Origin of the sequence: Mesorhizobium sp. M0119 (assembly GCF_040322615.1) — a bacterium.
Taxonomy (GTDB): domain Bacteria; phylum Pseudomonadota; class Alphaproteobacteria; order Rhizobiales; family Rhizobiaceae; genus Mesorhizobium.
This window is the reverse complement of the sequence record NZ_JAMYTU010000001.1, coordinates 149,743-173,669: the sequence shown is the minus strand read 5'-3', so window position 1 is coordinate 173,669 and position 23,927 is coordinate 149,743. Positions and strand designations below refer to the sequence as shown.

Sequence of the window (23,927 nt, the reverse complement as noted above, 5' to 3'; positions counted from 1 at the left end):
AAGTTAAACACGGGGGCAGCCTTCGAAGAAAAGCTGCCGGGCGAATGGGGGACAAAGAGATGGGACTTCAACCTATTGACCAACTAGATTTTCGGAATATTAGTTCGGATATCATCCTGACAAGACGTGGAGAAATCGGCTTTCTTCAAATAGACAACTCTCTCTTGAAGGATATTCTTAAACATCTGCCCGATACGAACAACTTTGCTGCGGCCCTTGCTGGGAATCCCCTATCGCGTTCCCGCAGCAGCTTCGAAGTCCTTTCGCGATCACGGTCCCGCTCAAGGTCAAGGTCACGATCGCGATCACGTTCAAGATCAACTGCGCAGGCGGAGCGGGGCGGTGGCGCAGTCGGCGAGGTTCTCGCGTCCTGGGACATCGTGAGGCGGCTTTACGCTGCGGGGATGGCGGACGGGACCTACCCTTTCGAGACCTTGCAGATCAAACCGCCGCGGGGTCCGTCGGAAACTGCCACCGAAATTGCGGCGCTTCATGCTCACCAGCTGAGCCTTGTCAACGATCGCGTCAGGCAGGAAGAGATCCTGTCGCAAGCCGACACAGCCAATCTGTCGGACATCTTTGCTCCTCTTGGCATCGAAAGCGGCGGGTTTGACAGTACCGAAAGGTTGATCGAACTGATCCTGCAGGTCGCCGAGCGCGTTGGCTACTTCTACAAGGCCGTCTTCAATCGCCAGCGACCGAACCAGGTAGACTCCCGGTTGAGGCCATTCATTCCCGTTCCGCCTCATGCAGCATTTCCAAGCAACCATTCGTTTCAAATGTTCTGCATCGCAGAGGTTCTCACGCGCCTGATACCAGAACATCCCGGCACAACCGAACTATTCTTCGTTGCCGAGCGCGTCGCCGAAAACCGGGAGCACGCGGGGCTACATTACCGTTCGGATACCGAGGCCGGACAGGCCCTAGCCAGGCAGTTCGCGCCGTTTTTGATGGATTTGTGCAGCCGCGAGATGCGTCAAGCTCTCTTGGAATGGCACTGAGGGAGGGAAGCTATGGAACCGGATATTGCACCAGGACAGGAGCGGACTCAGTCCCCTCTTTTCTACCTCTGGCATCTTGTCAGCATTGGCTTGCTCGACGCGCAAAGACCAGGCGTTGTGCCGCCAATCTGGTCAAAGGGCCTGCCTGAGAGCCGGGTCGCCATTATCGACAGTGGCTGCACATCACGGCATCCAAATCTGCCAGCCGCCTGCATCGAAGCCCGGCTGGACGTGGCGGTGTCGACCGAGGGAGTAGTCTATCGCAAAGAGGATCTGCGCGCCGCCCGAGATGGCTGGCAAAACCTTGAAACCGCGATGGCGCCAATATTGAAAACGATCGCGGACGACGACGTTCGCGACGATATTGCCCGGCGCGTCAAAGCGATGTCCGGAGGGGAGCCCCGGCTTGTCAAAGCTGCCGATCCGGCAGAGCACTTTGCCGGACACGGCACCTCTTGCGCAGGCCTTATCGCAGGCCGGACATTAACGAAGACGCCGGCGGGGTCGGCGCCTGCGCTTGATGGCGCCGTTCTGCCGTACTTTGGCGTGAATCCGTTTGCGACGATTATTCCGGTCGCCACCCCCTACAGCCATGAAATCGCTCCACTTGTCACCGCGCTTCTGCACGCGGTCGCCTGTCGTGCCGATGTCATTCTGCTGCCACGCTCGGTGAACGACCTCAGCAGGCTGGCCAGAGGGAAGAACGCGTCTGGGACGGATGTTCGCATGACGCGGTTCGACGACGACCAGGCGTTGGCCACCGACAAGAAGGTCTTTGAGCATCTTCTGGCAGCGATCGCAGCGGATCGTCCGGTCGTCCTCGCAGCCGGGAATGACGGAATGGCCGAACCGGCCTACCCCGCGGCACTGGCGACTGCTACGGACGCACCGTTCGGAGCGACATCTCTGATCGTTGTTGGCGCGGGCAATCAGCTGGGGTGGCGTTCCGCCTATTCAAGCGGCACCTACGCTTCTGGCGTCACGATCTACGGCCCCAGTGACGACGAGGCTATGATCACCGACCAGGTCGTACGAATTGACCTCGCCGCTGAGATGGGCAGGGCAATCGCCAGCTCGGTTGGGCCAGCAATTGCGAAGGCCGGAGCCGAATATTCGCCCTTCAGCGTTCTGGCGATTGACGTACCTGCCCGCCTGGCCGGAGATGCGGACGTCATCGACGACATAACACCCCTGCCGACCGGGCTTCTCTACACCCGCTTCGGCGGAACCTCGGCCGCATCGGCATTGATTGCAGGCCTGGCATCGTTGATTCAGGCGAAGGCACTTGCCGATGGCAACAAACGATACTCCGGCAGCCAATTACGCGAGTTGCTGCTGAGCAAACGCCCAGCTGAACTCGTGCTTACATCGTCAGACTCGTCAGGCGAGTCAGATTCGAAACGTGCAATAGGAGTACCACCACCGCCACCCGCTTACATCAAGATCGGCGACGTCGTGTCAAACAAACCATGATCACAAGGCTGCAAGGCGTCGGGATCATTTGGAGGCAAGCATGGCAGAAGACGGCACAGAGAAGGCAACGGCGACGGCCGACCCGAGACCTGTATTGCTCGGCTCTGGGAGGCAATGTCCGAAATGTGACGAGCCTATTTCCATGAAGGCCATTCGATGCCCTCACTGCCTGGCAGATCTCGGCAGAGGGGAAACCAGATGGCAAAAGGTGACACTTGGCGCAAAACTCGTGCGCGACTGGATCGGGTTTCCTGCTGCCGTGGCTGCGCTACTAACCGCATTCTTCACCCCGACGGTCGCCGCCATGCTGAGTTGGTTCGACCAAGACAGAGCCTATGTGACGGCCGAGCTATTTAATCCCGACATTGTCAATGTAGGTCTGGACGATCGCGGAGTAAGCGACCAAACCGACAGGGTGACGCAATACATCTCTTTGATCCGCGTCGGCGGAAAGAATACCGGCTACTCCACCGCCTCGATCAGATCGAATTTTCGCTGCGCGTTGCAGACCTCTGACCGCGCCGGCATGGATTATTATTTCGACTTCTATGACATCCAATCCCAGAGAAAGTTTTTTCCAACCTTGGACGCCGGACAGTCGATCATCACTTTCGGAAAGCTTACCGGTTCTCAAGAACACGATTCAGACACGGGTATGAATACCTGTGAATTTTCTTATGTTGACCGGTACGGCCCGAGGCCTCCTTACATCGTGTCACTGTCCGACCGCGCAAAGTCAGAGATTGCAGGGCTCGCAATCGGAGATGAGCAAGCGGAACTACAGTCGCAATTCTGTGCTGGAATGGTGACGCAGATGCGGCTGAGCGACAAAACCATAGCCGACTGCGTAAGCGACACACATGCAATAGCGATTGAGCCCATATATTCGTGGAAAAGCGCGGTCGCTCGCGCAATTCAATTCTCAACGGCGTTCGGCACGATGGCCGGCCAACAGTCGAAACGTGCCGCGGGCGCTATCCTCGTCTGTAACGACACCCCAGATAACTGCAAGAAAACGGATGCGAATATGCTGTCCGAGATGGACGCGGCACTCAGTCGCTTCCAACCACCTATAACAACTTGGTTCTGCAGTTCACAGCCAGGACTATCTTTGGCGGACTGCACACGGCGTGATTTCCCTCATCCGTGATTCAGGGCGGCTGCCTCAAGGCCATTTGCCTCGCCAGCCAGGATTGCAAATCCTCAATCAGTCGGCGGTCAGCACGACCTTGACACTCTGAGTGCGGTCGGCGGCAAGTCGAAACGCATCGGGGGCCGAAGAAAGCGTGCGCTCCGCTGTCACCAGCTTCAGGACGTCCACCTCCCGCGACACAATGAGGTCGACTGCGCGACCGAACTCTGTACCGAAGCGGAAGGTGCCTTTGAGGTCGATCTCCTTGGCCATCACGGCATTGGCCGGCAGTGGGATCTGGCCACCGGGAAGGTTGCCGACCTGGACCACCGTGCCGCCGCGCCGGACGCTGGCGATTGCGGCGGCAAGGCCGGCCGCGCTGCCCGAAATCTCGAACGCCACGTCGAGCGAACCGCCGGCCGAGAGCGCCTGGAGCTCGGCGTCGCCGCCGGAAATGTCGACCGTCCTGTCGGCGCCCAACCTGCGGGCGAAGGCGAGCGGCGCGGCGGCGATGTCGGCGACGGTCAGTTCAGCGCAGCCAGCAAGCCTGGCCGCGAGCATGGTCAAGAGACCGATGGGGCCGGCACCGAACAGGATGACGTTGCGGCCCCTGATGTCGCCGGCCCGCGCGACGGCGTGCAGGCTGACCGCCAGTGGCTCGGCAAGTGCCGCCGCCTGGTAGGCCACGTCAGATGGAACCTTGAAACATTGCGCGGGCGTGGCGTCGAACAGACTGGCGAAGCCGCCCTGCATATGCGGCGTCTTCGATGCCGAGCCCATGAAATAGATGTTTTCGCAGAGATTGGCGCGCCCCTCCAGGCATCGCGCGCAATGCCCGCACCAGCGCGACGGATTGACCGCGACATGGTCGCCGACGCCGAGGCCGGGCGCGGCGCCGTTGATCTCGACGATTTCGCCGGCGATTTCATGGCCGAGGACAAGCGGCGAGGTGACGACGAAGTCGCCGGTACGGGCATGGCGGAAATAATGCAGGTCGGAGCCGCAGATGCCCCCTGCCCCGAAGCGCACCCGCACCATGCCTGGTGCCAGCGCTTCGAGCGGATGCTCCACGACGCGCAGGTCCTGCGGGCCGAACAGCGTCGCCGCAATCACCTGGCCGCTCACCGGATCAAGCCCATCTCGGTCGGCAGCCAAAGCGTGATGGCGGGTATGAAGGTGATCAGAAGCAGCGCCACGATAAGCGGCACCAGCCACGGCAGGATCGCCATGGTGGTGCGCTCGACCGAAAGCTTGGCGACACGTGACAGCACGAACAGCACCATGCCGAGCGGCGGGTGCAAAAGCCCGATCATCAGGTTGAGCGTCATGATCAGCCCGAAATGCACCGGGTTGATGCCGTAGACGGCGGCAACCGGCAGCAGGATCGGCACCAGAATCGTGATCGCGGCGATCGTATCGAGGAAGCAGCCGACCACCAGCATCAGGATGTTGACCAGGATCAGGAAGACCCACTTGTTTTCGGTGAGCGCGAAAATGAAGTTCGAAAACAGATGTGCTGCCTGGCTGACGGTGAGCAGCCAGGCGAAGATCGATGCGGCGGTGACGATGAACAGCACCGACGCGGTCGTTTCGATCGTGTCGAAGCTGGCCTTGGCAAGCAAACGCAGCGTCATCGTGCGGTAGCGCACCAGCCCGAGGAAAAGCGACCAGATGACAGCCGCCATCGCCGCCTCGGTCGGCGTGAACCAGCCCATCGTCATGCCGCCGATCAGGATGACCGGCGTCATCAGCGCCATGACCGCGGAGAAATCGAAATACCAGTCCGCCGCGATCAGCACCAGCAGCGCGATGCCGACCGCGATGTTGATCGACAGGCCAAGCTGCACAAGCACGTAACAGCCAATCGGAAAGGCAGCCACCACCAGCACCTCGCCCGCCGCTTCGGCGAGCCGCCGAAGCTCGAAAGGTGTGTCGGAGCCCCAGCCTCGACTGTAGGCAAAGATAGCGACCGTAATCATCATCAGCACGGTCATGACCACGCCGGGCAGGATGCCGGCCATGAACAGCGCGCCGATTGAGACATTGGCCATCATGCCGTAGATGACGAAGGGCAGCGAGGGTGGAAAGATCGGCCCGAGCGTGGCGGAAGCGGCGGTGACGCCGACCGCGGCGTCGATAGGATAGCCGTGGTCCTTCATCGCCTTGATCTCGATCGTGCCAATGCCGGCGGCGTCGGCGAGCGCGGTGCCCGACATGCCGGAAAAGATCACCGATCCGATGATGTTGACCTGCGCCAGGCCGCCCTTCATCCAGCCGACCAGGGCAAGGGCGAAGGAATAGATGCGTCCGGTAACGCCGGCGATGTTCATAAGGTTGCCGGCCAGGATGAAGAAAGGAACGGCGAGCAGCGGAAAGCTCTCCACCCCGGCGATCATGCGCTGGGCTGCGATGATATCGGGCGCGACGCCGTAGATGACGAGGTAAAGGATCGAGGCGGCCGCCATCGAAACAGCGACCGGCACGCCGATGAGCATCAGGACAAGAAAGCCCCCTACCAGAAGCAGCATCGCTCAGACCCCCGCCGTCTCGAACGCACCGGGACGCTCGAGCACCGAATAGCCGCGCCGGTAATTGCCGATGAAGACCTGGATCGAGCGCAGAAGCATCAGCACGAAGCCCGCCAGTACGGCGTAGAAGAACCAGCGCCGCGGCAGGTTGACGGTGACCATGCGCTCATGCGCCACGATCGTGACGTAGCGCCACATCAGCCATGTTCCGTAGGCGAAGAATGCGATGCGGACAATATCGACGGCGAGCGCCAGCCAGCGGCCGACACGCTCCGGCAGATAGTGGTAAAGCACGTCGACGTGGATATGGCGCGAAAGGCGCACGCACATGGCGGCGCCGAGAAAGACAACGACGACGAGCGCGTTGATGGCGATCTCCTCGGTCCAGGCAAAGCTGTTGTTCAGCGCATAACGGGTGAAGAACTGCAGGAAGACACAGACGACCATGCCCCAGAACACGGCAAGCGTGACCCAGTCCTCGATGCCGTGGTCCGATAGGTCGACGTGTACCGGCACCTCCTCGAAGGCGTGAGCAATCTCTTCGACGGTGATCTCGGTGTGGTGTTCCTCGGCCATTGGCGCGGACTCCCGAAGCTGGTGGATCGTCAAGGATTGGAAAGGCCGTCCGGCGCTATTTGAAGCCGGACGGATGGGCAGGTTAAAGCGGCGAATCCGATCGCCGCCCTACCTCTTGATTGAGCATCCGGTTTTCGATGCTCTACTTGATGGCGCGGATCGCTTCCCAATCGGCCTTGTTGTAGCCGAACTCCTCGAAGGTGACCTTCTCCAGCACATTCTTCTCGAAGTCGGCACGGTCGACATCCGTTACGGTGATGCCGCGGTCCTTGAATACCTGCACCAGTTCCTTTTCGCGGGCGACGATCTTTGCCGTGGCGCGGGCGGCGGCCTCCTGCATCACCTCGGTAAAGATCTTCTTGTCCTCGTCGGACAGCGAGGCCCAGCGCGACGCCGATATGATGGTGTTGAGATGATCGACGATGTGGCCAGTCAGCACGATGTTCTTCTGCACCTCGTAGAATTTCTTCGCCTCGATGGTGGTCAGCGGGTTCTCCTGGGCCTCCACCGTGCCGTTCTGCAGGGCCAGGTAGACCTCGGCGAAGGCTATCGGCGCGGTGTTGGCGCCGCAGGCACGCGGCATGGCCAGATAGGCCGGCACGTCAGGAACGCGCATCTTCAAGCCCTGCATGTCGGAGCACTTGGCGATCGGCCGGTTCGAGGTGGTCTGCCGCGTACCGTAATAGGTGGTGGCGGCGATGTGATTGCCGGTCTTGTCCTCATAGCCCTTCGTCAGGGCCTTGTAGACGTCGCTCTTGGTGTATTTCAGCAGATGGTCGGCATCGCGGAAAGTGTATGGGAAATAGGTGACGCCGATCGGTGGATATTCGCGCGCCGCGAAGCTCGATCCGGAAATGATGATGTCGACGGTGCCGAGCATCAGGCCCTGGTTGATGTCTGCTTCCTTGCCAAGCTGCGAGGCCGGATAGACGTCGATGGCGTAGCGGCCCTGGGTGCGCTTCTTGATCTCGTCGGCCGCCCACACGGATTCGGTGTGGAAGGGCTCCGTCGTCTCGTAGACATGTGCCCATTTCAGGACCGTTTCCGCCGAGGCCGACGCCATGGGTATGGCAATTGCGGCGATCGCACCGAGCAGAACTGCGTATTTTCTCAGCATCTAATTCCTCCCTGGTTGAATTTGATGGCCGGATCTCCCCCCGGCCAACTGCTATTCCGCAACCTCCCTGGCTGCGGCTCTCTCATCGAAATTGCGTGAGAATCTGATTTGCGACTGGCGCAGGTGCTGCTGCATGGCGGCCTTGGCCCGCTCGGGGTCGCGCGCGGCAATTGCATCGCGCACGGCACGATGTTCCTTTGCCGCGACCTGCCAGGAATCGCTGGTCTCGAAATAGATCGACAGGCGTTCGAAGTACGGGTTCATGCGCTGGTCGAAAAGCTCGCCGATGAAGCGCACCAGCACCGCGTTCTCGAGAATGCCGGCGACAGCGGTGTGGAATTCCCGGTCGAGCGCAATGGTCATCTTGTTGGGGTGACGCATGGCCTCCATCCGGCGCAGCACGTCGTCGAGCCGTTCGATATCTGCAGGCCGCACGTGGAGGGCCGCTTCGGCGGCGATCGCGCCTTCGACGAATTCGCGCGCGCGCAACAGCTCGAACGGGCCTTCCTCCATTTCGGGTTCGGAGGAGGCGGCGCTCGGCGGATCGGTAACGTAGATACCCGAGCCGACGCGGATGCGTATGCGGCCTTCGACCTCCAGCGCTATCAGCGCTTCACGGACCGTCGGGCGGGAAATTCCGAGTTGGTCGGCCAGATCCCGCTCGGTCGGCAGACGGTCGCCGACGGAAAACTCGCCGGCATCGATCAGCTGCCTAAGCTGATCGGCGACCTGTCGGTAAAGCCGGCGTGGTTCAACGGCCTGGATCGGCATGCGCGTTTAGTTCCCTCCCGGGCCACCCCTGGTACATTGGTCTGACCCATTGACCGCAGCTTAGACAGAGGATGCAGAGAGTCAAGCTCGATAGGCACCGCGGCCCGCGCAACCGGAACGCGGCGCATTGCGAACTATCGCATGCGTCAGCGCCGTCCTCCGCGAATGACCAGGACGTTTCCGGCGGCAACGAGGACGAGCCCGATGATCGCGTAAGCGGTCCAGGCATAGCCTTCCAGCGCCGTGGAGATCAAAAGCGCAAAGACGGGAAATATGACGGTCGCATAGCCGGCGCGGGCGCCGCCAATGCGTCCGAGCAGCGTCAGGTAGGCGGCGAAAGCCATGACCGTCGATATGACGGCGAGGAAGACCAGCGAGCCGATATAAGAGGCGGTCGTCGCGAACACGAACGGCTCACCCAGCAGGAAGGCCAGGAACGCCGACCACAGAGTGCCATAAAGCATGCCCCAGGCGCTGGTTGAAACGAGCGGCAGGCCGCGGCGCTGGTTTGCGACGGAGACGAGATTGCCGGCGCAGAAGCTCAGCGTGCCGCAGAGGCACAGAAGAAGGCCCACCAAGGTGCCGCCGGAAAGTCCGTTGGCGGCGATTTCGGGAAAGAACATCAGCGCTATTCCGGCGAAGCCGATGATGCCGCCGGCGAGAATGCGCGGCGCCGGGCGCTCGCCGATGATCAAGGCACCGAGCAGCATGTTGATGACCGAGGCGAGCGAGAAGACGACCGAGAGCAAGCCGCTGACGAGGTAGCCGGCGCCGTAATAGAAAAACAGGAAGTTCGATGAGAAGATGAGGATGCCGAGCACAGCAAAGCGCAGATGATCGGTGATCGGAAAGCGGAGCCGCCGGCCGGAAAGGCCCGCCCAGGCAAACATCAGCAGCGTGGCGATGGCAAAGCGCCAGACCAGATTGACCTCGTTCGACACGCCGCTGCCGACCTGAAGTTCGATCGCGAACCAAGATGCGCTCCAGGCAATGACCGTCAGCGCGTAAAGCCCGTAGTCGACGGGTTCGAAGGGGCGGTCGCGCGTCGTCATGCGCATTTCCGCGTTAGCCGGTTCTGCGGCGCCGTTTGGTTCTCGTGTTACTGACATGCTGGCCAAGACTCTTCCGCTCACAAGACGCTTACAGGCCGACTGTCTGCCTTCGCCGCTTCTGGACCCAGAAGACGAGACCGAGCAGCAGCAGGGCTGGAAGCGCGAACCAATAGCGCGACGGCCGCTCCGCAGGGACTAGCACCTGGTTGATTTCGTCGCCGGGCTGCAGGCCGAATTTGGCCGCCTGGCTGCCCAGTCGCACCACCCCGACTGTCACGCTGTCGCCAAGCGCACTGACGTCCAGGCCCGCAGCCTTCAGGCGTTCGGCCGATGAATTTGCAGGCCCGAGTTGTAGCCGAACCAGCTTCGATATCTCATCGCCGTTGAGGTTCAGTGTCGTCAGGCGCAAGCGAACCGCGCCTCCCTCGGCTGTCTCGTCGACGATACGGCTGAGTTCGGTGGCGGGTACTGCCCGATACGGTTCGCTCACCTGATCGAGCAACAATCCCGGCCTGAACAAGATGAAACAGGCCAGAAGCAACGCAATCGTCTCGTACCAGCGGTTGCGCACGAGCATCCAATTCTGCGTCGCTGCAACAAACGAGACCATGGCCAGCGTCGATGTCACCACCATCGCGACGAAATCGAACGGACCTTCGAGATCGATCATCAGCAGTCCGGTGTTGAAGATGAAGATGAATGGCAAGAGGCCGGTACGGATCTCGTACTTGAAGCCCTGAATGCCGGTCTTCACCGGATCGGCGCCGGAAATTGCCGCAGCAGCATAAGCCGCCAGCCCCACTGGCGGCGTCACGTCCGCCATCAGCCCGAAATAGAAAACGAACATGTGGACGGCGACCAGCGGAACGGCAAGATCGTTCTGCGCCGCCAAATCGACGATGACCGGCGCCATCAAGGTGGCGACGACGACATAGCTTGCAGTGGTCGGCATGCCCATGCCGAGAATGATGCAGATCACCGCGGTGAACAAAAGCATGACGATGAAGCTGCCGCCCGAGATGAATTCGACCAGCTCGGTCATCACCAGCCCGATGCCGGTGAGCAGAACCGTGCCGACGATGATGCCGGCCGTCGCAGTGGCGATGCCGACCGTCGTCATGTTGCGTGCGGCGGCGGACAGGCCACCGACCAGATCGTCGAAACCGTGAAGCCAATGCCGTGCCAGCGCGCGGTCCTTGCGGAAAAAGGCGGTGAGCGGCCGTTGCGTCACGATCAGCGCCATCAGGGCGACAGCGCCCCAGAATGCCGAGAGGCCGGGCGACAACTCCTCCACCATCAGGCACCAGATCAGCAGGATCACCGGCAGCAGAAAATGCAGGCCGGTGCGCGCCGTCTCGCCGAAGTGCGGAATCCTGACGATCTCGCCCTCCAGATCCTCCAGCGGCAGGTCGGGACAGCGCGCCCGGTAGGCGACAAGGCCGATGTAGACGGCGATCAGCGCGGCAGTGATCATCCAGGTCGCGGCCGAGCCGAAAACGATCTTCGTCCAGCCAATGCCGTAATAGACAAGCCCTGCGAGGACGATGAAGCCGCATATGCCCATCAGCCCGCGCAGCGCACCCTGAAATGCGGAGTGCGTGCTGCGTGACGGCAGGCCCTTCATCCCCGTTTTCATCGCCTCGATATCGACGATGTAGAACAACGAGCCGTAGGTCAGCAGCGCTGGGTAGAAGGCGTGCTTCACCACCTCGGCATAGGAGATGCCGACATATTCCGCGATCAGGAATGCGGCCGCGCCCATCACCGGAGGCATCAGCTGACCATTGACGCCGGCCGCGCATTCGATGGCGCCCGCCTTCACCGCAGAATATCCGACCCGTCGCATCAACGGGATGGTGAAGGTTCCGGTGGTCACGACATTGGCGATCGACGAGCCGGAAATCATGCCGGTCAGGCCGGAAGCCACGACACCGGCCTTGGCCGGACCGCCGCGGTATTTGCCGAGCAGCGAGAAGGCAAGCTGGATGAAAAAGCCGCCGGCGCCGGCGCGCTCCAGCAATGTTCCGAACAGAACGAACATGAAGACGACGTTGGTGGACACACCGAGGGCAACACCGAAGACCCCCTCTGACGTCAGCCACATCTGCGAGGCTGCGCGCGACAGCGTCGCGCCCTTGTGGCCAAGCAGGCCAGGAAGGTGAGGCCCGGCGAAGATATAGATCAGCATGATCGCCGCGATGACGGTGATGGCAGGCCCGACGGCACGACGCGCGGCCTCGAGCAGGATGAGGACGCCGGTGATCGAGACGACCAGGTCAGCCGTAGTAGGAAGACCCGGCCGATGGGCGATATCGCTGTAAAACACCAACAGATAGAGGGCGGACGCCGCGCCGGCGATGCCTAGCACCCAGTCGGGCAGCGGCACCCGGCTGCGCGACGAGGTCTTGAAGGCCGGAAACGTCAGCATCGCCAGAAACAGGGCGAAGGCCAGATGGATGGAGCGGGCGATGCCGTCGCTGACGACGCCAAAATTGAGCATGAACGGAAGGGGCGAGGCATACCAGAGCTGGAACAGCGACCATGCCAGCGATACGCCGAGGATCAGCTTCGCGGTGCGGCCGGTCGGCTTGCGCCCACCGGTATCGGCCTCGGCGACGATCTCGCTGAGCTTATCAATGTCGATAACGGGTTGGTCAGGCGCTGCCGCCCGCTGGCTTTGATCTGTCATCGTTCCCCACAATTATTTGCGATGCGAGGCGCCCTTGGCGCCTCGCATTGAAGGCCTCAGAGCCAGCCCTTCTCCTTGTAATAGCGCTCCGCGCCCGGATGCATTGGCGCCGACAGACCGGTCTTGATCATCTCCTTGGGATCGAGATTGGCGAAAGCCGGATGCAGTTTCTTGAAGTCGTCGAAATTTTCGAAGACCGACTTCACCAGTTCATAGACCACCTCATCGGGCGTGCTGGCATTCGTCACCACTGTCGCGCGGACGCCGAATGTCGTCACGTCGTCCGGATTGTTGGCGTACATGCCGCCCTTGATGGTGGCGACCGAATAGTACGGATGAGCTGCCAACAGCGCGTCCACTGCCGGACCAGTCAGCGGGATGAGTTTGGCGCCACAGGCCGTGGTCGGATCCTGGATCGCGGCGGAAGGATGACCGACGCCGTAGAAGAAACCGTCGATCTTGTTGTCGCACAGCGCGCTGCCCTGCTCGTCCGCCTTCAGCTCCGCAGCAAGCGAGAAATCGCCGAGCGTCCAGCCCATCTGCTTGAGCAACTCCTCCATCGACGAGCGGGTGCCTGACCCGGGATTGCCGACGTTGAAGCGTTTGCCTTTGAAGTCCTCGAATTTGGTGACGCCGGCGTCCGGCCGCGCCAGCACGGTAAACGGCTCGGGATGGACGGAGAACACGGCCCGCAGATCCTTGAACGGCTTGCCGTCGAAATTTCCGGTGCCCTCATAGGCCTGGTACTGGACGTCCGATTGGGTCAAGCCGAAATCGAGATCCCCGGTCTGGATGGAGTTGACATTGAACACCGAACCGCCGGTCGACTCCGTCGAGCATCGGATGCCGGTTTTTTGCCGGTCCTTGTTCATCAGTCGGCAAATGGCGCCGCCGACGGCGTAGTAGACGCCGGTGACCCCGCCGGTGCCGACCGTGACGAAGCGCTGCTCGGCTCCGACGGATGGCAGCGCCAGCAGCATGCAGGCCGCCGCGCCGATCAGGGTTTTCATCGAACTGTACATGGTTGTTACCTCTCTGGTGGGTGTCCCGGCCCGTCGCCGATGACGCGTTGGAACTGGTTGAGGCGGTCCGCGTCGTGCGGGTCAGGCCGCTGAAGCGATCGCAGCGTCGATCGCCTCGCCGAGCCGTTCGACGATCCGATCGATATCCTGTTTGGAAATGATGAAAGGCGGCGCCACAAGCACATGAACGCCCCGCACACCGTCAATCGTCCCGGCCATCGGATATATCATCAGGCCGCGGGCCATTGCTTCGCGCTTGATGCGGGCGTTGAGTTCAAGCCTCTGGTCGAACGGTTCCTTGCTGGCGCGATCAACCACCAGCTCGATTCCCCTAAATAGCCCCCGCCCGCGAATGTCGCCGACGTGATGGTGGTTATCGAAGCGTTGGTGCAGCCGTTCGTCCAGCTGCGCGCCCATTGCGCTGACGTTGTCGAGCAGACGGTCACGCCGGATGACCTCCTGTACGGCAAGGCCGGCCGCCGCTGCCATTGGATGGCCCATATAGGTATGCCCATGCTGGAAGAAGCCCGAGCCTTGGGCAAAGGCATCGAAGATATGCCGGCCGAGCAGCACCGCGCCAATCGGCTGGTAGCCACCGCCGAGTCCCTTGGCGATGGTCAGCAGGTCGGGAGCGATGCCGTCCTGCTCGCACGCATGCAGCGTGCCGGTACGGCCCATGCCGCACATCACCTCGTCGAGAATGAGCAGCACGCCGTAGCGGTCGCAGATCGCGCGAATGTGCTTGAAATAATCGGCGACCGGCGGCACGGCGCCGAGCGTGGCACCCACCACCGGCTCGGCGACAAAGGCGATGACCTCGTCCGGGCCGAGTTCGAGGATCTTGTCTTCGAGCTGCTGGGCGGCGCGCGCCGCATAGGCTTCGTCGCTTTCGCCATGCTTTTGATAGCGATAGGCGTAACAGGGGTCGATATGGTGGGTCTCGATCAGCAACGGCCTGAACTGGGCGCGCCGCCATTCGTTGCCGCCGGTGGCGAGAGCGCCGAGCGTATTGCCGTGATAGCTCTGCCGGCGTGCGATGAGATGGCGCCGTTGCGGCTCACCTTTCTCGACAAAATATTGCCTGGCCATCTTGAGCGCGGCCTCGACCGCCTCCGAGCCGCCGCTGACCAGATAGACATGGTCCAACCCCTTCGGCGCGTCCTCGACCAGCCGATCCGCCAAGCGCTCTGCCACCTCGGTGGTGAAGAAGCTGGTGTGGGCGTAGGCGATGCGGTCAAGCTGGATGTGCAGTGCAGCGATCACGTCGGGGTGGCCGTGGCCGAGACAGGACACGGCGGCGCCGCCCGACGCGTCGATATAGGACTTGCCCTCGGCATCGAACAGTTCGATGCCTTGGCCGCGAGCGGCGACCGGCAGCGTCGAGTGGATGGTTCGATGAAGAATGTGTGTCATCGACGGTCCCTCATGGGCATTTTCTTCGGCGGACGCTGGTTCAGATGGGTCTTGAGGGCGGCGCCCTGCTCATCGAAACGTCGCAGCGACTCAACAGCGCCCTCGCCTGCCTGCCCTGCGACAAGAGCACCGAGGACCTCAGCAACGATGAAAGCTGGCGTCATGGTGTGGAAAAAGGACGGGCTGCCGGTCGGCACGACGACCAGGTGATCGGCAAGCAGCGCCAAGGGCGCTACGCCGCTGTCGGTGATCGCAATGACCGGTACGCCGCGGCCGGCAGCGTACTCGACAAGCTCGATGGTGAAGCGCGTGTAGGGCAGGACGCTGGCGGCGATCAGCACGTCGTCCTTGGTCGCATGGGCCAGAGCGTCGCCATCGGTTCCGCCGATGCCGTGCAGCAACACCGACTTCTCGCCGATCAGCGACAGGATGTAATGCAGATGCCAGGCGACTGCGTGGCTCGAGCGCAGGCCGAGGCAATAGACGCGCCTTGCCGCACTCAGCGCCCTGGCCGTCTCGACCAGACGGTCGATCGATCTGCCTTCGGCGAGATGGGCAAGCTGGCTGGAAATCGAATCCAGAATATCGGCCGCCAGCGCGTGGTCGCCCTTGAGCTTTTGGCTGGCCACCTGAAGACCTGCCTTGCCGGCGAAACCGATTTCGCCGTCCCGGATCGCGGCGGCGTAGATATCGCGTACCGCCTCGTAGCCATCAAGGCCGAGATGCTGGGCCAGCCGCGTCATCGTCGCCGGCTGCACTCCTGCGTGCCGGGCCTGCTCGCGCATGGACAACAGCGCGACATCATACGGCTTATCAAGGACATAGCGCGCGGCGGACCGAAGCTGCGCCGACATGCCGTCGAAGGCACTGACGATCTGTCCAGCAAGCTCTCCCTGGTCCATGGATATTGCTAGCTCGCCAGACCAGCGATTGCAACGTCTGTTTCAGTGTGATCAAAGATTGATTCATATGAATCTTGTCACTCACAGAACGTCCCCATGAAGCCGGCCCATGGTCTCGACCGCATCGCCATAGCCGTCGCGCCGAACGGAGGACGTCGCAGCAAGGCCGACCATCCGGCGATTCCGCTGACACCAGCCGAACTTGCGAGGACGGCCGCGGAATGCGCCGATGCCGGTGCGGCTATGATCCACGTCCATGTCCGCGACAGAAGCGGCAATCATCTGCTCGACGCCGACGCCTACCGCCAGGCGATCGCCGCCATCCGCGGTGCTGCCGGCGACCGCTTGGTAATCCAGATCACCTCCGAAGCGCTCGGTATCTATTCGCCGGCCCAACAGATGGCCGTCGTACAAGATGTGAAGCCGCAAGCTGTCTCGCTGGCGCTTCGCGAAATCGTTCCTGATGCCGGATCGGAACTCGCCTTCGTGCGCTTCATGGCCTGGCTGCACACCGAGGGGGTTGCGCCGCAGATCATCCTCTATTCGCCCGAGGAGGCCGTCAGGCTTGCGGACATGCAGCAGCGCGGACTGATCGCCTGGGCAAGCATACCGGTTCTCTACGTGCTAGGCCGCTACACGCCGGGACAGACGTCCGTTCCTGCCGATCTCCTGCCATTCCTCGCGGCGAACATGCCGCACTTCGACCATTGGAGCGTCTGCGCCTTCGGCCGCTACGAAGCGGCGTGCGTGACCGCCGCCGCATTGCTTGGCGGCCATGTCCGGGTCGGCTTCGAAAACAATCTTTTCCTTCCGAACGGCAGCATAGCCTCGTCCAACGCCGAACCGGTAGCGACGGTCGCACGCATACTCGCCGACTGCGGCGTCAAGATCGCCTCGGCCGCCGAGTTGGCCGCTCAATGGAACGCGCCGTTTCGTTCCATATGACAAACCAAAGCCTATTTTCGGAGGCAAGCTCGCGTAAGGCATAGAGAGGCGGCCGCAATGCCATCGTCACGGAAGAACGACGTGTCCGCGGCGCGGCGATTGCAACAACAGTGCCGGTCGTTGTAACCATTCCGGCCGCTTGATTTTGGAGGAGACGCAGCATGGACCGATTCACCGGCGGTTGCCTGTGCGGCAAAGTCCGAATTGTCGCGTCGGGGCGCCCATACCGGGTCGGGCTTTGTCACTGTCTTGACTGCCGCAAGCATCATGGCGCCCTTTTTCACGCTTCCGCGATTTTTCCTGAGGATGCGGTGACGATCGACGGCGAAACACGCGACTACGCCGGGCGGTTTTTCTGTCCCCGCTGCGGCTCCTCCATCTTCGGACGCACCGCCGACGAAATCGAAGTGAACCTGGGATCGCTGGATGCGCCTGACCAGCTGATGCCGACCTACGAAAGCTGGATCATCCGTCGCGAGTCCTGGTTGCCGCCGTTTCCGCTCACCAGACGATACGAGCGCGATCGTGACGCCACGGGTCGCTTTGAGGAATAGGTCGCACGAACGGTGCCGAGGAGGCAACGACATCAGAACACGGATTTTCAGAGGCCGCCTGCTCACGCCGCTAAAATGTGAACTTGCATGCTTACAAGGTGCGCTGCCTTCATCCACATTGCCCCATAGGCATTCGTGAGCGCCTAAGCGACCCGTGACAGCCAAGGCGCCGTTACCTTAGAGGAGGATCGCAGGGGATGGGATTCATCGTCGCGATCTTGAAGCAGGCTTTGTACAGAGCGCCGCGTTCAATGCTGGCCGTTTGGGAGGTCACGCCGGAAGATCGGCCTTGCGGAAGCCATCAATGAACTGCTCAAGCAGCGCAGCGTCGTGGAATGGCTCTGTCGTGGTCCAGTGGCCCGCCGCCTCGAAACGATGATCACAGGCTAGTGGTCGCGGCGACAATCAACCCGCCCAAGACGGCGACATTGATGGTGAAGCCGGTACGAAGCGCTTCGCGTTCATCGCCGCCGTAGCGCCAGAAGTTGACCATGAAAGACGCCGCAATGGTGAATACGGCCAAGGCCACGGCGGGAAAGGGTCCACCAAGGCCCGTTGCTAGGCAAAAGCCGCCTGCAATCTCCAGCACCGATCCGGCCGCGAGAAGAGGCCTGGGAGCAGGGAAGCCCCGCTCGGCCAGGGACGCTGCGACCGCCCGGAACCTGAGGAAATGCTCGGCGCCCGCCCAGATAAAGACGCCGCCGAGCAAAACCAATCCGAGGTGGTGGAAGAACGCGATCATTCCTTGCTGCCGTCCTCGGTGTAAACCGCAAGCTCGTAACCATCCGGGTCAGCGAAATGGAAGCGCCGGCCGCCGGGGAAGCCGTAGATCGGCCTGACGATCTTGCCTCCCGCTTGCTCGACACGCTTGACCGTTCCCGGCAAATCATCGGCATAGAGAATGACGAGCGGGCCTCCTCCCGACCTCGCTGGGCCAGCGGCAAAGCCACCTGACAAGCGCCCGTCGTTGAACTCGCAATATTGCGGGCCGTAGTCGGTGAAGGTCCAGCCGAACGCCTTTCCGTAGAAGTCGCGTGACCGCTGAATGTCTTTCACGTTGAATTCGACGTAGTCGATCCGTTGGTCGTTGTTGTTGCTCATGACGCATACCTCTCATGTGATGTACGACGCCGAAAGATAAGCACGCATCTCCGCTTGCCTGATTGAACAAAACGGCTATCGACGTATGAGCCGCACACGGCGCTGCCGATGGCGATGCAAGTGGCATCACCCCCCTCACCTGCCCTCTTCGTTCCGGCCGGAAGAAAACGACCGATTCTTGCAACCGTTCTCGATTGGAACACGTTGTCGGTCGTGCAGAATGTTGTCTCGGGCGACGGCCGGGCGCAGCCGCTGCACCGTAAGTTCACCGCCGCTAATCCGAAGGGGCGAGATGAGCGATCCCGTCCCAGCGCAGGCAACGGGTTCATTTCAGCAACGTCCAGTGTCGGCGCGGCTTCGCGGAAGCTTCGCTTCGGTGTGGGTGCATCGAATGGACCCGGCGGGCTCACCGCCGATCGTCGTCATGCCCGACGCAACGATCGATCTGCAATGGATCGGAGGCAGCTTCCGAATTGCCGGCCCCGACAAGGAGCCGCAGACCGAGGTTCTGGCGGCGGACGAGGTCGTGATCGGCTTGCGCTTCCATCCTGCCGCGGCGACGGCATGGCTCGGCGTGCCGCAAGTCGAGCTGGTCGGCAAGAGGCTGTCGCTCGACGATTTGTGGGGGGCGCGAGCTCGGCGCCTCGCCAGTCGCGTGCGCGCCAGCGACAATCTCGAGGATCTGGCCTGCTCGCTCGAACAGGTCGTTGCCGAGAAGGTGGCCTCCCACTCGCCAGACGTTCCCATGCAGGCGGCATATCGCTTGATCGAGCGCGGGCCGCCACCCGACGCGCCGCTCGTCCCTTGGTTGATTCGCGCGCTCGAGATGAGCGAAAGGACGTTGCGCCGGCGCTTCGACGAGAGCTTCGGCTATGGCCCCAAGACGCTTGACCGTATCCTCCGCTACCAGCGCTTTCTGCGGCTTTCGAGCCACTCCAACAGCTCCACCGCCATGCTGGCAGCCGAGGCGGGCTATTCCGATCAGGCGCATCTTGTCCGCGAGAGCCGCCGCCTGACGGGAAGCACCCCGCGACAGATTCATCACCTGCTGCACAACGAGTGAAACCTCGGCGCGTTCTTCGACTTGGCGGCACGCTTTTGGCCGTTTTGTTCAAGTCTTCACTGTCGCCCGACTTTATCCTGGTGTCTCCGACAATCAGAGGAGACTGCCATGAAACCGCGCATTTCGGTTTTGACCATCGCTGTCGCCGACCTCGAGAGTTCTCTCGCGTTCTACCGTGACGGTCTCGGCTTGCCAACGGAAGGGATCATCGGCCGCGAGTTCGAGCATGGCGCCGTCGCGTTCTTCACGTTGTCCGGCGGGTTGAAGCTCGCGATCTGGGCTCAGGACGACCTCGCCTACGACACCGGCCTGCCCAAGGCGCCGATTACCTCGACCTCGTTCACAATCGGCCACAACGTTGTGCGCCGCGAGGAAGTCGATCAAGTGATGGATGAGGCCGCCCGTGCCGGAGCCGAGATCATCATGCCTGCCAGGAACACGTTCTTTGGCGGATATGCCGGATACTTCCGCGACCCGAACGGACATCTGTGGGAGGTCGTCTGGAACCCCGCCAACATACCGAGTGAGGATCCTCTTTAAGGGCGGCGCGGGCCTGCAGTCTCGAACCGCGTTAGTCATCCCCGGCGCTGGCAAATTCTGTCGGCATCGGGCGGCGAGCGGCCATGCTTTCCCAAGCAACGAGGACAGTGTGACGGCAGGCCACCAGCACAATCTTAAGGGCTGACTATGTTGCTGTATCCAGATTCGCCTCGCCTGCATGACGCATCATGCGGCGAAAGCTCATTGAGATATGCGCCCGCCTGATGTGCCCTATGGACTCCCAGTCGCCGATCTCGGCGGCGGCAAGAACCTCTTCCATCTCGCGGCGGAACGCAGTGAATTCCTCGACAAGGCCCAATTGCGGCATCAGCTTCAGGACGACGCGCGCGACTTGAAAATACAGGCGCTCGCTGATCTCGCGTAGCGGCTGGTTGCCGGTCATCGCGGTGAGCTCGTAGAAAAAATCCATATTGAGGCGCAGGAAAGCGCGCTGGTCGGGATTGAGTATATCGGAATCGCAGCGCGCGATGAGCGCCCTTATCCGGTCGAGATCGTCCGCCGTGCGCGGGATCGGCGAGAGCTTGCCGACGAGCAGCGCCAGCTCCAGGCGCAGGTGATAGACCTGTTGCAATTCCTCGATATCGACATCGGTGACGATCGTGCCGACGCCATGGACGGACTGAACCAGACCTTCGGATTCAAGGCGTGCCAGGACGCGTCGTACCGGCGTGCGACTGATCTGGAACTCCTGGGCAAGTTCTTCCTCGGAGAGATGGCTTCCCGGTGCATAGTCGAGCAGGCAGATGCGGTCGCGCAGTATCCGGTAAATGCGCTCGAACCGCTCCCGTGCGGAGAGGGGGCGCGGCGGCGCGGCGGTCACGGCCATGGGGGTGGCATCTGTCTCAAGCGTCATCCAGCCTCCAGGACAGCGTGCAGGAACTGCCGTGTCCGCTCGTTCTTGGGGGCGCCGAACAACTCGCTTGGCGGTCCCTGCTCGCAAATCTTGCCCGCGTGGAAAAAGCAGACGCGATCGGAGAATTCCCTGGCAAATCCCATCTGGTGGGTGACCATCAGCATGGTGAGGTCATGTTCCCTACCGAGTTTTCGGATGACTTCAAGCACTTCGCCGACGAGTTCGGGGTCGAGTGCCGAGGTCACTTCGTCGAACAGCATGATCTTGGGCCGCATTGCGCAGGCGCGGGCGATGGCGACACGCTGCTGCTGGCCGCCGGAAAGCTGCGAGGGATAGTGGTCCTTCTTCTCCGACAAACCGACCGTGTCGAGCAGCTCGGCAGCACGCGCCTCGGCATCGGGCCGCTTCATGCCGAGCACGGTTATCGGGGCCTCGATGCAGTTCTGGATCGCCGTCATGTGCGGGAACAGGTTGAACGACTGGAACACCATGCCGATCTTGGCGCGGATCTTGCGGATGTGTGCGAGATCGGCGGGAACAAGCTTGCCGTTCCTCTGCATGTGGGTGAGCGGCTCGCCTTCGACCCAGATGACGCCGTCATTGATCGTCTCCAGCGTCATCAGCATGCGCAGCACCGTGGTCTTGCCGGAGCCGGACGGCCCGATGATGGAGACCTTCTCGCCGCGTGCTATTTCCAGATTGAGCCCGTCGAGAACGGTCAGCGCGCCGTAGCGTTTCGAAACATTGTCGAAGCGGACCATCGGTTGTTCCGTCATCGCATGGTCCTCCGGTTGAGCAGGCCTTCGAGGGAGCGAATGAGCGCGGCAGAAACCAGGCTCATGGCAAGGAAGAACAGGCCGACCAGCGTCATCGGCTCAGTGTAGCGGAAGGTTTCGGAGCCGATGATCTTGGCCGTCTGCATCAGCTCCAGCACGGCGATTGCGGAAAGCAATGGCGTCTCCTTGAACAAGGCAACCAGATAGTTGCCGAGCGCCGGAACGATCGGCGGGATCGCCTGCGGAATGATGATGTCGCGGAACGTCGTCCAGGCTGACAGATTGAGTGCGACCGCGGCTTCCCATTGGCCACGATGGATGTTGTCGAAACCGGCGCGATAGACCTCGGAGCAATAGGCAGCGTAGTGGATGCCGATGGCAAGCACCCCGGCGGTGAAGGCGTCGAGCACGACACCGAATTTCGGAAAGACGAAATAGAGAAAGAATATCTGGATCAGCAGCGGGGTCGAGCGGATCAGTTCGACCAGCACCGAAATTGTCCAGCCGGTCCACGGCACGGCGATGCGGACGACGGACAGCACCAAGCCAAGCGAGGCGGCAAGCGCAAAGCCGATCAGCGTCGCCTCGATGGAGACGATGGCAGCGCGGGCGAGCACCGGCAGGATTTCAAAAGCAAATGCCCAGTCCCAGATCATGCTGCCTTCCCCCGCGCCAGTCCGAGCGACGCCCGCCTTTCGAGAAGCCGCATGCCGATGGTGAGAACCAGCGACATTGCCAGGTACATCAAAAGGACGAGCGTAAAGATCGGAATGGTCTTGAACGTGTTCTGGTTCATTTGTTGCGCCTTGAAGGCGAGGTCCGAGAGCGTGATTAGCGAGACAAGCGCTGTCGACTTCAGAAGCTCGATGAACAGATTGCCCCAGGGTGGGATCATCGCGACAAAGGCCTGCGGCAGGATGATCCGGCGCAACATCTGTGGGCGGCTCATGTTCAATGCCGTACATGCCTCCCACTGCCCGCGGGCGACCGACAGGATCGCGCCGCGCACGACCTCCGACCCGTAGGCGCCGACATTCAGGCCGAGCGCCAGGACCGCCACAACGAAAGCGTTGATCGTGACGCCGAATTGCGGCAGCACGAAAAACAACCAGAACAGTTGCACCAGCGCCGACGTTCCGCGGAAGATCTCGACATAGACCGTGGCCAGCCATCTGAGCGGCGTCGGGCCGTACATCCGTGCAAGTGCTGCAAGCACGCCCATGACAATTGCGAGCAGGCTGCCGAGGACGGCGATCTCGACCGTCAGGACCGCGCCTTGCAGCAGCCCCGGCATGAACACTCTATAGCTTTCCTGTGTTGCCAACGCGCCGATCACGACGAGCGCGATGACCAGCATGGCAATGAGCGTACGGATTCCCATGCGATTCCCCCGGGAAAAGAGGGCGGCGCTTTCACGCCGCCAGCAGTTGGGAACCTATTTGCCAGCGCAGAGCTCTGCGGTGGTCTTGTTGGGCAGATAGTCCTTGCCGAAGCCGAGTGGCTCGACCAGCGCGATGTGCTCCGGCGAACCGAGGAACTTCTTCAGCTCGGCGTTGAACGCCTCCAGCAGATCGGTATCTTCCTTGCGGAAGCCGAAGCCGCCATGGCCTTTCACCGACTTGCCGGCAACCTCGCCGAACGGCTTTGTCGATTCGACGCCGTCGGCCTTCTTGGCCATGTCGGCGATCGAAAGAGCGGTCAGCGCGGCAGCATCGGCGCGGCCCGACTGGACAGCGGCGACCAGGCTTGACTGGTCGGGCAAGGAGACAATCTGTCCACCGGCAACGCCCGCTTCCTTGGCGAAGCCGCCTTCGACGGCGCCGGCCATCACGGCAAGCTTGAGATCCGGATTGTCCTTGATGCTGGAAAAATCCTTGATGCCTTTCGGATTGCCTTTAGCCACCAGCATAGCCTCGCCGATGCCGTAGGACGGCTCGGAGTAGTTGATCTCTGCGCAGCGCTTCGGAGTGATGAACATGCCGGCGGCGATGATGTCGAAGCGGCCGGCCTTGAGACCCGGGATGAGCGAGCCGAATTCGGTCAGAACACCGTCGACCTGCGGTATGCCCATCTTGGCGAGCACCGCCTTGGCGACTTCCGGCGCTTCGCCGGTCAGCTTGCCGTCTGGCGTGGCGTAACCGAACGGCGCCTCGTTGGCGAAACCGACGCGGATGTAGCCGTCCTTCTTGGCCCGTTCGAGGGTGGTTTCCGCGTGAGCGGACAGCGACGTCAATGACGTCGCTGCTAGCGCGATGCAGGCAGCCGCTTTCACGACCATGCGGCGCGATATCGATGATTTGAACATGCTTTTCTCCCATTGGACAACTGATGGATGGTTCCCAGGGCGCGGCCTTCTTCGAGGTCGACGCCTGCTTGATCAGACGTATACAACTGCCCT

At 61.8% G+C, this 23,927-nt stretch carries 24 protein-coding genes; 7 read left to right on the top strand and 17 right to left on the bottom strand.

Features of this window, described 5'->3' with window-relative positions; genetic code table 11:
- The first annotated feature begins 59 nt into the window (after positions 1 to 59).
- Genes NKJ40_RS00835 through NKJ40_RS00825 form a run of 3 tightly spaced genes read left to right on the top strand, consistent with a single transcriptional unit; the run spans position 60 to position 3,624 of the window.
- Positions 60 to 1,001, top strand: a complete 942-nt coding sequence (locus NKJ40_RS00835) for a phosphatase PAP2 family protein (RefSeq protein WP_352463991.1) — start codon at positions 60 to 62, stop codon at positions 999 to 1,001.
- A gap of 12 nt (positions 1,002 to 1,013) precedes the next feature.
- Positions 1,014 to 2,474, top strand: a complete 1,461-nt coding sequence (locus tag NKJ40_RS00830) for a S8 family serine peptidase (RefSeq protein WP_352463990.1) — start codon at positions 1,014 to 1,016, stop codon at positions 2,472 to 2,474.
- Between the two features lie 40 nt (positions 2,475 to 2,514).
- Entirely contained in the window at positions 2,515 to 3,624 is a 1,110-nt protein-coding gene (locus tag NKJ40_RS00825; RefSeq protein ID WP_352463989.1) for a hypothetical protein, read from the top strand.
- Positions 3,625 to 3,681: 57 nt separating this feature from the next.
- On the opposite strand, the gene NKJ40_RS00820 is transcribed toward NKJ40_RS00825, so the two are convergent.
- The 10 genes from NKJ40_RS00820 to NKJ40_RS00775 all read right to left on the bottom strand — a co-directional run bounded on the left by NKJ40_RS00820 (position 3,682) and on the right by NKJ40_RS00775 (position 15,676).
- Entirely contained in the window at positions 3,682 to 4,731 is a 1,050-nt protein-coding gene (locus tag NKJ40_RS00820) for an L-idonate 5-dehydrogenase (protein ID WP_352463988.1), read from the bottom strand.
- Positions 4,728 to 6,134 carry a TRAP transporter large permease gene (locus tag NKJ40_RS00815; protein ID WP_352463987.1) on the bottom strand — a complete coding sequence of 469 codons (1,407 nt, stop codon included), beginning with the start codon at positions 6,132 to 6,134 and terminating at the stop codon, positions 4,728 to 4,730. The genes NKJ40_RS00820 and NKJ40_RS00815 overlap by 4 nt, the downstream gene beginning before the upstream one ends.
- A gap of 3 nt (positions 6,135 to 6,137) precedes the next feature.
- Entirely contained in the window at positions 6,138 to 6,710 is a 573-nt protein-coding gene (locus NKJ40_RS00810; RefSeq protein WP_352463986.1) for a TRAP transporter small permease, read from the bottom strand.
- 142 nt (positions 6,711 to 6,852) lie between these two features.
- Complete coding sequence (locus NKJ40_RS00805; RefSeq protein WP_473553546.1) at positions 6,853 to 7,827, bottom strand: sialic acid TRAP transporter substrate-binding protein SiaP; 975 nt, start codon at positions 7,825 to 7,827, stop codon at positions 6,853 to 6,855.
- Between the two features lie 51 nt (positions 7,828 to 7,878).
- On the bottom strand, positions 7,879 to 8,598 hold the full coding sequence (locus NKJ40_RS00800; protein WP_352463985.1) for a FadR/GntR family transcriptional regulator: 720 nt from the start codon (positions 8,596 to 8,598) through the stop codon (positions 7,879 to 7,881).
- Between the two features lie 146 nt (positions 8,599 to 8,744).
- Positions 8,745 to 9,650, bottom strand: a complete 906-nt coding sequence (locus tag NKJ40_RS00795) for a DMT family transporter (protein WP_352463984.1) — start codon at positions 9,648 to 9,650, stop codon at positions 8,745 to 8,747.
- Positions 9,651 to 9,738: 88 nt separating this feature from the next.
- Positions 9,739 to 12,339 carry a TRAP transporter permease gene (locus NKJ40_RS00790; protein WP_352463983.1) on the bottom strand — a complete coding sequence of 867 codons (2,601 nt, stop codon included), beginning with the start codon at positions 12,337 to 12,339 and terminating at the stop codon, positions 9,739 to 9,741.
- Positions 12,340 to 12,395: 56 nt separating this feature from the next.
- Positions 12,396 to 13,349: a TAXI family TRAP transporter solute-binding subunit gene (locus NKJ40_RS00785; protein WP_023674270.1), complete on the bottom strand. Its 954-nt coding sequence runs from the start codon at positions 13,347 to 13,349 to the stop codon at positions 12,396 to 12,398.
- A gap of 93 nt (positions 13,350 to 13,442) precedes the next feature.
- Entirely contained in the window at positions 13,443 to 14,774 is a 1,332-nt protein-coding gene (locus NKJ40_RS00780; RefSeq protein ID WP_352463982.1) for an aspartate aminotransferase family protein, read from the bottom strand.
- Complete coding sequence (locus NKJ40_RS00775; RefSeq protein ID WP_352463981.1) at positions 14,771 to 15,676, bottom strand: MurR/RpiR family transcriptional regulator; 906 nt, start codon at positions 15,674 to 15,676, stop codon at positions 14,771 to 14,773. The genes NKJ40_RS00780 and NKJ40_RS00775 overlap by 4 nt, the downstream gene beginning before the upstream one ends.
- A 96-nt stretch (positions 15,677 to 15,772) precedes the next feature.
- Here NKJ40_RS00775 and NKJ40_RS00770 point away from each other — a divergent pair, with 96 nt between their 5' ends.
- Positions 15,773 to 16,621, top strand: coding sequence for a beta-keto acid cleavage family enzyme (locus NKJ40_RS00770; RefSeq protein WP_352463980.1), 849 nt, complete (start codon positions 15,773 to 15,775; stop codon positions 16,619 to 16,621).
- Positions 16,622 to 16,782: 161 nt separating this feature from the next.
- Positions 16,783 to 17,175, top strand: a complete 393-nt coding sequence (locus tag NKJ40_RS00765) for a GFA family protein (protein WP_352463979.1) — start codon at positions 16,783 to 16,785, stop codon at positions 17,173 to 17,175.
- A gap of 379 nt (positions 17,176 to 17,554) precedes the next feature.
- Here NKJ40_RS00765 and NKJ40_RS00760 read toward each other — a convergent pair whose 3' ends face one another.
- Both NKJ40_RS00760 and NKJ40_RS00755 read right to left on the bottom strand, forming a co-directional pair.
- Positions 17,555 to 17,917, bottom strand: coding sequence for a DoxX family protein (locus tag NKJ40_RS00760; protein ID WP_352463978.1), 363 nt, complete (start codon positions 17,915 to 17,917; stop codon positions 17,555 to 17,557).
- Positions 17,914 to 18,276 carry a VOC family protein gene (locus tag NKJ40_RS00755; RefSeq protein ID WP_031211108.1) on the bottom strand — a complete coding sequence of 121 codons (363 nt, stop codon included), beginning with the start codon at positions 18,274 to 18,276 and terminating at the stop codon, positions 17,914 to 17,916. The genes NKJ40_RS00760 and NKJ40_RS00755 overlap by 4 nt, the downstream gene beginning before the upstream one ends.
- 292 nt (positions 18,277 to 18,568) lie before the next feature.
- Here NKJ40_RS00755 and NKJ40_RS00750 point away from each other — a divergent pair, with 292 nt between their 5' ends.
- Positions 18,569 to 19,339 carry a helix-turn-helix domain-containing protein gene (locus NKJ40_RS00750; RefSeq protein ID WP_502903672.1) on the top strand — a complete coding sequence of 257 codons (771 nt, stop codon included), beginning with the start codon at positions 18,569 to 18,571 and terminating at the stop codon, positions 19,337 to 19,339.
- A gap of 108 nt (positions 19,340 to 19,447) precedes the next feature.
- Positions 19,448 to 19,879: a VOC family protein gene (locus tag NKJ40_RS00745; RefSeq protein WP_352463976.1), complete on the top strand. Its 432-nt coding sequence runs from the start codon at positions 19,448 to 19,450 to the stop codon at positions 19,877 to 19,879.
- Positions 19,880 to 20,024: 145 nt separating this feature from the next.
- Here the strand turns inward: NKJ40_RS00745 and NKJ40_RS00740 are convergent, their stop codons facing one another.
- The 5 genes from NKJ40_RS00740 to ehuB are packed head-to-tail and all read right to left on the bottom strand — an operon-like array spanning position 20,025 to position 23,834.
- Complete coding sequence (locus NKJ40_RS00740; RefSeq protein WP_352463975.1) at positions 20,025 to 20,753, bottom strand: GntR family transcriptional regulator; 729 nt, start codon at positions 20,751 to 20,753, stop codon at positions 20,025 to 20,027.
- Positions 20,750 to 21,529, bottom strand: a complete 780-nt coding sequence (gene ehuA, locus NKJ40_RS00735) for an ectoine/hydroxyectoine ABC transporter ATP-binding protein EhuA (protein WP_352463974.1) — start codon at positions 21,527 to 21,529, stop codon at positions 20,750 to 20,752. The genes NKJ40_RS00740 and ehuA overlap by 4 nt, the downstream gene beginning before the upstream one ends.
- Positions 21,526 to 22,185, bottom strand: a complete 660-nt coding sequence (gene ehuD, locus NKJ40_RS00730; RefSeq protein ID WP_352463973.1) for an ectoine/hydroxyectoine ABC transporter permease subunit EhuD — start codon at positions 22,183 to 22,185, stop codon at positions 21,526 to 21,528. Before ehuD ends, ehuA begins: the two co-directional genes overlap by 4 nt.
- Complete coding sequence (ehuC, locus tag NKJ40_RS00725; RefSeq protein ID WP_352463972.1) at positions 22,182 to 22,910, bottom strand: ectoine/hydroxyectoine ABC transporter permease subunit EhuC; 729 nt, start codon at positions 22,908 to 22,910, stop codon at positions 22,182 to 22,184. The genes ehuD and ehuC overlap by 4 nt, the downstream gene beginning before the upstream one ends.
- Before the next feature lie 54 nt (positions 22,911 to 22,964).
- Entirely contained in the window at positions 22,965 to 23,834 is an 870-nt protein-coding gene (gene ehuB / locus NKJ40_RS00720; protein WP_352463971.1) for an ectoine/hydroxyectoine ABC transporter substrate-binding protein EhuB, read from the bottom strand.
- Between the last annotated feature and the right edge of the window lie 93 nt (positions 23,835 to 23,927).